The 11,668-nt window shown below is 34.4% G+C and carries 12 protein-coding genes; 7 read left to right on the forward strand and 5 right to left on the reverse strand.

The window, feature by feature from the left end:
- The first annotated feature begins 63 nt into the window (after positions 1-63).
- The 4 genes from QZV68_RS02710 (at position 64) to QZV68_RS02725 (ending at position 4,579) form a co-directional block, all read left to right on the forward strand.
- Complete coding sequence (locus QZV68_RS02710) at positions 64-906, forward strand: UbiA family prenyltransferase (RefSeq protein ID WP_296878321.1); 843 nt, start codon at positions 64-66, stop codon at positions 904-906.
- Between the two features lie 12 nt (positions 907-918).
- A complete protein-coding gene (locus QZV68_RS02715; RefSeq protein WP_296878323.1) occupies positions 919-2,637 on the forward strand; it encodes a glycosyltransferase family 39 protein in 1,719 nt (572 codons plus the stop codon).
- Between the two features lie 131 nt (positions 2,638-2,768).
- Complete coding sequence (locus QZV68_RS02720) at positions 2,769-4,310, forward strand: NERD domain-containing protein (protein WP_296878325.1); 1,542 nt, start codon at positions 2,769-2,771, stop codon at positions 4,308-4,310.
- Positions 4,311-4,399: 89 nt separating this feature from the next.
- A complete protein-coding gene (locus QZV68_RS02725) occupies positions 4,400-4,579 on the forward strand; it encodes a 4Fe-4S binding protein (protein ID WP_296878328.1) in 180 nt (59 codons plus the stop codon).
- A gap of 35 nt (positions 4,580-4,614) precedes the next feature.
- Here the strand turns inward: QZV68_RS02725 and QZV68_RS02730 are convergent, their stop codons facing one another.
- Together QZV68_RS02730 and QZV68_RS02735 are read right to left on the reverse strand one after the other, a co-directional pair.
- Positions 4,615-5,667, reverse strand: a complete 1,053-nt coding sequence (locus QZV68_RS02730; RefSeq protein ID WP_296878329.1) for an N-acetylneuraminate synthase family protein — start codon at positions 5,665-5,667, stop codon at positions 4,615-4,617.
- Between the two features lie 9 nt (positions 5,668-5,676).
- Positions 5,677-7,341: a cytidylyltransferase domain-containing protein gene (locus QZV68_RS02735; protein ID WP_296878332.1), complete on the reverse strand. Its 1,665-nt coding sequence runs from the start codon at positions 7,339-7,341 to the stop codon at positions 5,677-5,679.
- A gap of 89 nt (positions 7,342-7,430) precedes the next feature.
- On the opposite strand from QZV68_RS02735, the gene hypD reads away from it, so the two are divergent.
- From hypD to QZV68_RS02750, 3 genes are read left to right on the forward strand one after another with little or no spacing between them, the layout of a single operon-like run.
- Positions 7,431-8,477: a hydrogenase formation protein HypD gene (hypD, locus tag QZV68_RS02740; protein WP_296878346.1), complete on the forward strand. Its 1,047-nt coding sequence runs from the start codon at positions 7,431-7,433 to the stop codon at positions 8,475-8,477.
- Between the two features lie 4 nt (positions 8,478-8,481).
- Entirely contained in the window at positions 8,482-9,186 is a 705-nt protein-coding gene (locus QZV68_RS02745) for a phosphoglycolate phosphatase (protein ID WP_296878335.1), read from the forward strand.
- Positions 9,187-9,194: 8 nt separating this feature from the next.
- Entirely contained in the window at positions 9,195-10,505 is a 1,311-nt protein-coding gene (locus QZV68_RS02750; protein WP_296878337.1) for a TldD/PmbA family protein, read from the forward strand.
- Positions 10,506-10,522: 17 nt separating this feature from the next.
- On the opposite strand, the gene QZV68_RS02755 is transcribed toward QZV68_RS02750, so the two are convergent.
- The 3 genes from QZV68_RS02755 to QZV68_RS02765 all read right to left on the reverse strand — a co-directional run.
- Positions 10,523-10,774, reverse strand: coding sequence for a hypothetical protein (locus tag QZV68_RS02755; protein ID WP_296878339.1), 252 nt, complete (start codon positions 10,772-10,774; stop codon positions 10,523-10,525).
- Positions 10,775-10,782: 8 nt separating this feature from the next.
- Positions 10,783-11,244, reverse strand: a complete 462-nt coding sequence (locus tag QZV68_RS02760) for a GyrI-like domain-containing protein (protein ID WP_296878342.1) — start codon at positions 11,242-11,244, stop codon at positions 10,783-10,785.
- Positions 11,245-11,270: 26 nt separating this feature from the next.
- Positions 11,271-11,668: molybdopterin-binding protein (locus tag QZV68_RS02765; protein WP_363136856.1), on the reverse strand; the 398-nt coding region annotated here is incomplete at its 5' end.

The following is an 11,668-nucleotide window of genomic DNA, read 5'->3' on the forward strand; positions in this document are numbered from 1 at the left end:
ATTTACTACAAAAGTAGAATCAGATAAAAAAATTAAAAATTAGTAATTTATAGAGAGATTAAAATGAATCCCTATATTGAGATTTTAAGACCTGGAAATGCCATAATGAGCGCAATTGTAATTATTTTAGTGGCAATTATAGACAGAAGTTTCAACATGCCCATAATACTTGCAATGCTCACGGTATTTTTTGAAACTGCAGCAGGAAATGTGATAAATGACTATTTTGATTATAATATAGATTTGGTAAACAAACCCGAAAGGCCAATACCATCAGGAAGAATTTCCCTGAAAAACGGAAGAAACTATGCATACCTGTTATTTGCTCTTGGAACAGTTTGCGGTTTCATGATTAGCTTCATGACAAACAATTGGATTCCATTCATGATTGTTCTATTAGCTGACGTTGTTCTTTATTTGTACGCATACAAATTAAAATCAACACCACTATTGGGAAACCTTGCTGTGGGATTCATGACAGGATTCGGATTTGTATTCGGAGGATTTACGCTAAATAATCCAAATATAATTATCACTTCAATTTATTTAGGATTTTTCGCATTTGTAATGACAACTGCACGTGAACTTGTAAAAGATATTGAAGATGTGGAAGGAGATAAGTTAGAAGGGGCAAGAACACTTCCTATACTATATGGTGAAAGGACAACCGCCATTTTAGCGGCCATACTGATAATCATTGACTGTGCATTATGCCCATTGCTATACCACATCAACATCTTCGGAATCTATTATTTGGCAATAATAGCAATTGCAGCCATATTATTCCTATATTCTGCAGTTTTAATCCTTAAAAATCAGGAAAGAGCTACAGCCAAAAAAGTTTCAAAATATCTGAAAATCGGAATGCTGATTGCATTTGTCTCATTCATATTCGGGTCATTTTAATGAGGTGTCAGAATGAATTTTAAAGATCATAAAAGAGATATACTTGCAATTTCATCAATATTAGTAATCGTGACTGCAATTACCCTATTACTTCTCAATATTGACTTGAAAGTTGGAGTATATTATGTCAGAGACGTATTTTTCTATTTAAACAATGCCCTGTTTTATTCAGGCTATGATACTGGATTGGAAAATACTCGAGGATTGTCTCCACTAATCCCCATGATAACTTCAATATTTTTCAGAATGGGATTCATATCAGATGGAACAATAATTATCGTAAGTAGCGTATTCTACATATTTTCAGCTTTGGGAATGTATTTCCTGTTGAGATTAAGATTTGACGAAGTTTTAAGCTTTACCGGATCAATGCTCTTATCCACATTCCCATTAATTATCGTATGGGTTACAAAAGGAATGCTGGACATCCCAGGAATGTGCCTATCAATATGGTCAGTCTACTTTATGATGCTGGCATTCAGAAAGAACACGAAATACTTCTACATTGCATTTCCCCTTGTCGCTTTCGGATTTTTCACAAGATTTACAGTAGGTCTAATGATTCCAGTACTTTTAATCCAATTTTTCCTTGTAGAAAAACCTATCACATACATAAAAGAGAACATAAAAGACATAGTGATTGGGATAGGCCTTGGAGGATTGGTTTTTGCTCTATTCATTGGAATCTACCAATACATGAACATAGGACTGTTTTTCCTAGACCAGGGCCAAGACATTTCAGGCGCTACCCATGCCGTTATCGACACCGCACAAAACAACATATTCTACTACATAAAAAACTTCCCGATATACCTGGGAACTCCTAACTTCATTCCGTACTCCCTGAAACCGGGGTCATTCAGCATAGAAAAAATGCAGTGGCTTGGAGGGAATCCGTCATTCATCTCATATATACTCATAGCAATTCTTCTTATTGGACTGGTACTGTATCTTAAAAAGCTGTTCAGTCAAAAAAACAGGGAAATTTTAAAGACTAAAGAAAATAAGATAAAGTTGGTGATATTCGCCATCACATTGGTGATATTCATAGCCACATTCATTAAAATTTCAGCATTGCTGTCAATAATACTGGTTTCAATATCACTTCTGGCGCTTTATAGGGCATTATATAAAACTGATGTCGACTACATATCATTTGACTTCATAATGATTTTTTGGTTTGCAATCAACTTTACATTCTTCACATTCCACCACATCAAAGTGGACAGGTATTTTATACCTATGCTGCCGGTTGTCGTTTATTACATCATATTATCCCTTTCATTAATCTTCGATAAGCTTAAATCAATGAAATATATTGAAAAAATCAGAATTATAGCTCCAATCGGTTTAATTTGTTTAATATTGATCTGTTCAGGAGTCTATGCTCTGGGGAATTCCCCCCATACCTTCGACAATCAAATGCATCCGAACTTTGAAACTGCAGCTTCAGAGGAAAAGGCTGTGGGAGAATGGCTGATGAATCATGATCCACAATACATGAACAAAACAATTTGGGCTGACCGTGGCGGAGACATGTCATTCATATTGAAAAAGGAGATACAGTCATGTGAAAAAACATCGAATGAAACAAACTTTACAGACGGAATGATTAAAAACAAAGTGGATTACTTCATTGCAAAGGACAACAAGACAATTAATCAGCCTTATACCAAAATTTATCAAAACGGAGAGGTATGTCTGTATTCCTACAAAAATAAAGGACAATAATCCAATAGATATTGAAGTTTAAATTAAAAACAAATAATAAAAAAATGTAAAAAATTACCTTACTTTAGAAACATATATAATAAAAAAAATAAAAAAGTAATATCATAACAAGTAATTATAAAGAGGATAACATGAAAGTTGTATGCTGTAAGAACTGTGGTGCGAAATACCAACTCGAAGATAATGATGACCTAAGTACATTCGAGTGTTCTTCATGTGCAGGAGAGTTAGAATATTTAGAAGAGTATTCTGATGAGAGCAAAGAATCCCATTCATCTTTTATGGACTCATTCAGGTATGATAATTCTTATATTGTCCAATGTGAAGACTGCGGATTAAAATATAAAATTAAAAGTAGCGATAGCATACTCGATTATGAATGCGACAGTTGTGGAGGATCCTTAAGGTATCTTGATGACGATATGAATAAGGAACTTGACAATTACCTAAAAGAAAGGAAAGAAGAAGCTGCAAAATTCAGAGAACAAAATAAATCTAAAGAACCGACACCAGAAGAACCTAAAACAGAAGATAACATATCCTTAAAGTCAATTACTAATAAACTAGAAAACTTCTTCTCAGAAGAACATATGCTGGAAATAGCTGATGCTGAGAAAAAAGAAGAAGAACTGGAACAAGCAAAAGAAATGGATAACCGGACTGCTAGAACCACCATACCTAAAGCTGTTATGTCTAAATTCGGAAAAGAGTTTGCAGTACCAAAATCCAATGACTACACCATCATGAAAAATTTCCTCAAAGACGAATTTATCAAAGGAATAAATGAGTCTTATCCTGAAATTGATGAAAGCAAATCTGGCGATACTTTTGGAAGTTTTATAGATAAAATTAGTATAAAAGAACCTGAAGAAGCTGTTGAAGAATCAAACATTTCATTTATTGAACAGGGCGGACCTGACTTCAATATGCCCGACATGAATCCAAATACAACATTCCTAGCGATAGGCGCTGTCATATTTATTTTAAGCATAATTGAAATATTGACCATCAATAGTGGAATAGGCATATTTACTTTATTTATTGGCGTAGTTATCTTAGTTTATGGATTTTATAAAACTCGTGATGTAAAAGAAACTGAAGAAAGAACAAGAATTATCAGAGAACATTTATTAACCCTTTCTGATGATTATTATGTCTTTTATAATGTTAAAACTCCAACTTCATCATCAAGTATCAATCACTTGGTTATAGGTCCAACCGGAATTTATGCACTCATCTCACAGAAATACAATCCGAAACTTAGATTGGAGTCTGAAAACGAAAATTTGAATCTCATAGGATCCACTGAAGAGGATGAAGACAAAATTGAAGAGGTAACCACTTCAGAAAACAAAAGCAAATTCAGATACACAACTAAACAGGCTAAATTTTCACAGGACAATAAAATCAAGCAAAAATCCTTGAGTCTAGGTGAAGATTTAATTAATTTCCTCAATGACAACAACATTAGAAACTGCTTTGTTGAACCATTAGTTGGATTTATAAACAATGAAGTTGTTGTAATCAATATGCCTTTAACTGATGAGGATTTATTCATAGAAGAGTTATTGAATAAAATCGAAACAGGTACAATCAAATTAGATTCTGAAACAATTGACAAATGCGCAGTTTTAATTAACAAGTATTCTGCAGATTGTTCTTCAGAAATTTAATTTCTTTTTTTATTTTTATTAAATGAAACTAATTTTTATATACAAAAAGATTTAAAAAAAAAATATGACAAACATTAGGAGATAATAAAATGGCAGATATTACAATAGATATGGAAAAATGTGATAATTGCGGGGATTGTAGTGACGTTTGCCCCATGGAAGTTTTAGTACTTAAGGATGGTAAAATAACTATAAATGACCCTGACGAATGCAGTTACTGTGAAACATGCGTTGACATTTGTCCTAACGAATGCATTACAGTCGAATAAGTTGAATTATTTTCACCGCCACCACCACCAATTTCTTATTTTAACATTTCAAAATCGATTAAGGCATCTTTTGGAATGTCTACACATGCAATTTTTCCAGTTACGCTATCAACATCGGCAGGAGAAATTCCAGTGCCGGGTCTTTTAAATGCAATGTCGGATTCAGTAATTTCAGTTCCCCTTTTGATATCTTTATTTGCCACAACAGATCGTCTTGTCTCCTTTCTTGTGGCGGATTCGCAAATTAAAGGCTGTTTATTAATATGGCCACTTATTTTGGACAAAAAGGATATCTTTTCTTTAAATTTCAAAACATCACTGGAATCCATGGAATAGCAATGGTCATTGCCTGGCAAAGATTTGTCCAAGGTGAAGTGTTTTTCCAAAATTGTGGCTCCGTAAGTGTAGGCTGTTGTTAAAATCATCATGTCCTCATCGGATTTGGCATGGTCAGAATATCCGATTTCATATTCGGGAAAATGACTGGCCAAATCCTTAATCATCAAAAGATTTACATCATCATAATAGGTAGGATGAGATAAAACACAGTGCATGATTGCTATATCAACAGTGGAAACACCTTCGATTGCATTGACTGCATCTTTTATTTCTTTTATGGTTGAAGCTCCTGTGGAAAGCAAAATTGGTTTATTTTTGCTTGCAATATGTTTTATAAAAGGAATGTTGGTTAAGTCTGAAGAGGATATCTTAAGGACTTTTGCAAAATCAGCCAGATAATCTGCAGATTCAAAATCATAGGGAGTTGCCAAAAACATTATTCCAACATCAATGCAATAATCGGACAATTCCCGAAATTCCTCTTCACCGAATTTATCAAATTTTTTAAATGACTCGAATTGTGAATCAATAGGTTTTTCTGTTGAATCCCAAAAAGCAGGATCTGATTGAGACACTACATTTTCAGCAGTATATGCCTGAAACATTACTGCATCAACTCCGCATGATTTTGCTTCATCAATCATGAGCTTTGCAGCATCAATATCTGAAATTCCATCCCTTTCAGCTATATCGAAAAAATTTACACCAACTTCAGCAATCAAAAATGGCTTTTTGTTAAAAATGTTCAAATAGATCACCTACTTGCGCAATTCGAATTCCCTATAATTTTCTCTAACTGCAGAATGGAGATTTTCAAATCCGTTCTTCAAGTCAATGGTTAACATTTTCCTGTTCATTTCAAGTCTGCGTTCAAAATCATTAACCAAACTTACAAATTGATTTGAAATAGTTTCCTCATCCAGATTTATACCAAGGCCCATATTAATAAATCCATTATATTCACTGCAAAATTCATGAGTTAATTGCCTTTCATTTTGAATCAGACAGATTGTTGGAACCCCCAATGAACAAATTTGATACATGGCTTTGCCTGCAGATGTGAAAACAATGTCTGCATTAAACATGAATTCACTGATATTTGATACATTAGTGTAAACTTGAATTGATGGATTTGATTCGATTTTAGAAATAAATCCTTCCTTATCAGGATAATCCAATCCCAAAATAATATTTATCCTGCCATTGTAATTGGTTGCCAAAATCGAATTTAAAACCTTTTCCGTCAAATTATTCGAATCTCTTCCCTCAAAAATAATCAGCACATTTTTAACTTCATTGGTAATGATTTTCGGAGGTTGGAAATAAAACTCATCGCTTAAAAGATAATACTTATAACCAGAAAATACATTCCTTTCAGAGAAGTCATGTTCATACAGTGAATCAAATACCATATCAGCAAATTCACTGCCTGTTCCTAAATCTTCGAAGTTGACGACAAAATATCCTTCCTCTTTCAATTTTAGAACATATTCCGAAGAGGTGTCCATGATATCATTAATAACGATATTGGTATGGTATCGTCTCAATTTATCAAAGAGTTCATCAACACCATCATAAAGCACATAAGGATAATCATAATTACTTAAAATATGGCTAGTCAACGGATAATTTTCATCAACGAAAAACAGGACATCCTGAAAAATTAAATTTGAAGCTATAGATAGACACCTTTCAATGTAACTAGTTCCAATTTCTTCATAGGCATTTACCACAATTGCAATCCTTCTTTTTTGAAGATAAGTATCTGCAATCAGCCATCCACCCATATCAACAATATCTACTGTTTCTACCCTGTTCAATTCAACCAAATCAATATTAGTTCCCAAACGAGAATCTTCATGTACAAATGACCTGCGGGTAGCCAGTATAGCACCTGTTTCCTTAAAGGATTTCGGCAGCAGTTCCTTTTCTACCCTTTTCATATACAATGGAAAATACCTTTGATTCTTTTCGTCATAACCCCAGTCCAAACGCCTATCATCCACAACAGTGATGACACTATCAATTGAAAAGTCTTCAAATTTTTCAATGCAGCTATCCAATGTTTGTGTTTTGAGCAGAGGGAAATTGGGCTTAAGAGTGATTACTATATCATATTCATCAAAAGTCAACTTCTCCTTTTGAATCATTGCATCATAAACAAGTGCATCTAATGAAAAATTGTCTTCTAAATCCAATTTGGAATGCCTAATGACACTTGCCCCAAATTTTTCAGAAAGTAATGCGATTTCAGAATCTTCAGTAACTACCACAACATCATCAACATATTGGGATGCTCGAGCAACCCCAATTGCATAAGAAATCACCGGCCTATTATGCAGCAAATGCATATTTTTACGAGGAATAATCTTAGAGTTATCTCTTGCCGGAATCACTACTAAAATCTTATTATTATTGAACATAATAATCCCTATAAGTTTACAATAAAATTTAATTAATACAAATAAATATATTAATAGTATAATATTAAATCTTCGGTGTTAATATGAATATGAAAAATATGTCAAAAGAGTTATTGAAAAGAATAAAAGAATTATCCGCACCAGTAAAGATAATGCACGTATGCGGTTCTCATGAACACACAATAATGGAAAATGGAATAAGAAGTTTGCTTCCAGATGAAGTGGAAATCGTTGCGGGCCCTGGATGTCCAGTTTGTGTGGTTCCATCCCGTGAAATTGATGAAGCACTGGAGCTTATTGACAAGGGAGTTACAATCACAACCTTCGGAGATATGTTAAGGGTTCCTGGATCTCACTCATCACTTGCAGATGCCAAAGCTGAAGGAGGCGATGTAAGAGTGGTTTACGGAATTAACAAAGCTATTGAAATTGCTGAAAAAGCAGACAATGATGTGGCATTTATTGCAGCCGGATTTGAAACAACTGCACCAACTACTGCCGCTGAATTATTAGCAAAACCTCCTGAAAACTTCTCAGTACTTTCATGCCACAGATTGATACCTCCTGCAATCGATTTTTTAATTAATTCAGGACAGACAAGCCTAAATGCATTGATTCAACCTGGACACGTATGTACAATCATTGGAACCAAACCTTTCGAATATTTCTCAACAGACTACAATATTCCTCAAGCAGTAGCTGGATTTAACCCATTAGACATATTAATGTCAGTATATATGATTTTAAGACAAATTCATAACGAAACACCGAAAATAGATAATGAATACAACAGAGCAGTGCGCGAGGAAGGAAATGTCATAGCACAGGACATGATTGAACAGGTATTTGATGTCGGATCTCGAGAATGGAGAGGATTTCCAAAAATACCGAATTCCATCCTTGAGATAAAAGATGAATTTAGCGAATACAATGCCCGTGAAAAATATGACATTGAAGTGAAGGATGTCAATGAAGCTCCTAAAGGATGTATTTGCGGACCTATTTTAAGAGGTCTTGCACGTCCTGAAGATTGTAAACTATTCAGAAATGAATGTAATCCTCTTCACCCAATCGGAGCATGTATGGTAAGTAAAGAAGGAACCTGCAATATTGCGCACAGATATTCAAGACAGTGATAAAATGACAATAGAAGCAATTGCAGTAGATATAGATGGCACAATTACTGATGAGAAAAGACAAATATGCATCTCAGCAATTGAAGCTTTGAGAAAAGCCGAAGCTAAAGGAATTCCAACAATCATAGTTACCGGCAATGTAGTGAACTATGCTTATGCAACCGAAGTATTAATCGGATGCAGCGGAGGATTAGTTGCAGAAAACGGAGGCGTCGTATTTAAAGAAGGCGAAAACAATAATGCTGTTGAAACCCTAGTCGAAAGAGACTTTGTAACATCTGCAGAAAAACACCTGAAGGAAAGGTTAGGTGACAAATTCGACAAGCACGCATCCCATGACAACATGTACAGATTAACTGAAACCGTATTTTACAAAACTCTTGCACGAGATGAACTTGAGGAAGCGCTTAAAGATTTCAAGTACATTGACCAATTAGAACTTTACGACAGCGGTTTTGCATTGCACATTACCGATAAGCGAGTGAACAAAGGAACTTCACTCAGATATTTATGTGAAAGAAACGGAATTAATATGGAAAATGTTATGGCTATCGGAGACAGTCAAAACGATGAAGATTTTTTAAGAGAAGCAGGATATAAAATAGCCGTCGGCAATGCCGAAGATAAATTGAAAGGAATAAGCACATACACCTGTAAAAATAAATTCGGCGACGGCGTAGCTGAAGCCATTGAGAAATTTGCATTATAAGTGATAATATGATTTATGAAATTGCCGAAAAAGCAAAAAGAGAAGTTGAAAACAATTGTGACGCTTTTGAAATTTACATTGATGAAAGCAAACTGATTGAACTTAACTCCGAACAGGACAGGTTAAATTTTGCAAAAGAAGAAATTGAAACCGGAGTTGGAATTAGAGTAATCAAAGACAACAAAATAGGTTTTGCATTCACATCAAACATGGACAAAATTTCCGAAACTGCAAGACAATCAATAGAAAACACCAAATTGAATAAACGTGATGAAAACTACTCATTTGCAGAATTGGAAAAAGTAACTGATGTTAAAAAAGTTTATGATAAAAAATTTAACGACCTTAACCTGAACGAATCCGTGGAATTGCTGAAAAATACCATTTCACAAGCCAGAGATAGCGGATGTGAAGTAACAGGGTCAGGATTTTCAGCATCCGAATGCAAGTCATTAATACTAAATTCCAATGGAGTTTCAATAGAAAACAAAGAAACAGGATTCGGCATTTCCCTGTCAGTGACTATCCAAAAAGACGGAGAAATTGCAACAGCATACAATTCAGCTTCTTCAAGATTCTGCGATTTAGAAGGTGAAAAATTAGCTGACGAAGTATGTAACTTGGCTAAAAGTTCACTGAATTCAAAACCGATTGAAACCGACAATTATAACGTCGTATTGGATTATTATGCTGCCATAGGACTTATTCAAACATTCATCAATGCTTTTGATGGTGAAAATGTGGCGCGAGGAAGGTCAATTTTGAAAGATAAAATAGGCAGTGAGATTGCAAATCCTTCATTAAGCATCATTGACAACCCATTACTGGAAAAAGGAATGGCAACAACAAAATGTGATGGGGAAGGAAGCGTATCAAAAGCTACTGAGCTAATCAAAGACGGTGTTTTAAACTCATTCATATATGACATTTACACCGCAAACAAAGAAGGTGTGAAAACAACTTCAAACGGATACAGAGGAAGCTACCTTACAACACCGATGATTTCTCCATCAAACCTCGAATTCAAATTCAGTGAAATGAAAGATTTATCTGAAATTAAAAAAGGAGTTCTGACCACCAGCGTTCTTGGAGCTCACACTGCCAATCCGATTTCAGGAGACTTTTCAGTAGAAGCAAGTAACGCATTTAAAATAGAAAACGGAGAACTGACAGAACCTATCAATAAAGCAATGATTTCAGGAAACATATTTGAAATAATGAAAAATGTAGAAGGTATTACCTCAGAAATCAGACAGTACGGATCATTTATTATCCCAAAACTGTTAGTGCATGATTTAAGAGTTGTCGGTCAAAATTAAAAAAAAAGAGAGAAAATTTAAATTTTCTTTAATTTTTCTCTATACTGATTAATTGTGGAATTGGTGTAGTCCATAGTCAAATATTCTTCTGTCAACTGTTTATTGTTATCAAAATCTTTTATTTTATCCTTTACAATTTTATCTATGTCCTTATCCAACTTCCTTATCTGATTTTCGAATGCATATTCAGATTTTCTTATATTCAAATTGGATTTGCGGGCAAGTTTTTCAACTTCCTTTTCAAAATCAATTTCCTTCTTTTTAGACATGATTCCACCTACATTTCTATGATTGGCAATTGAATCTCTGTGATGTAATCCTTTTCATCATCACAGTTGTGGAAACTTTTTATTAGAACTTCCTTTGGAGATCCTATTATGTCATAATGGTTGGCCTGAGCAACCTCAACCAGTTCAGCGTAAGTGTCCATAATATTATCTGTTGAGCCGTAATGCATTCCGCTTAAAACCTTGTTTTCTATCATGTCAACAACACGAATGACATCCTGCTCGTCTGCATCTTCCTTAATTACGATACTGACATCATAAACTGCATCACCCTGATTGACTTCATGTCTTGGTGAAAAATAAACAACAAATGGTTCGCCTTCGTATTCTATCTCTTCAGCATCAACCCAACCCATCAATTTGGAAACCAAAACATCCAAATCGGAAATCGGACCTTTATAATTGATAACACCTAATTTTTGTTCAGGAACTACTTTAACTTCATAATCCATTGTTACACCTAATTTAAATTTTAATCTTAATTGAATAAATAAACTTCTACTTCTTCACCTTCATCAACAAGTTCAACCAGTTTTGGAATTTTCACATACCCATCAGCAGTTGAAAGTGAAAAAATTGCTCCGGAATCCTTGAAAATAGGTTGGACATTGTCACCGTCGACTTTAACAAGTTGATATTGCATCCGTCCAACCTGAGAATGAATTCTTTTTGTGATTTTGCCCTTGATTGTTTCAAGTTCAAAGTTCTTATCAATTCCTGCAAGTTTTGTTAACGGTTCAGCCACAAATGCATTGAAAATCATAAGAGCAGAAACCGGATTTCCAGGAAGGCCAATAACAAGTTTTCCATCAATAACCCCAACAATTGTAGGTTTTCCCGGTTGAACTGAAATTCCATGAATGTGAACTTCGCCTA

The sequence above is a fragment of the uncultured Methanobrevibacter sp. genome, assembly GCF_902801725.1.
GTDB lineage: Archaea > Methanobacteriota > Methanobacteria > Methanobacteriales > Methanobacteriaceae > Methanocatella.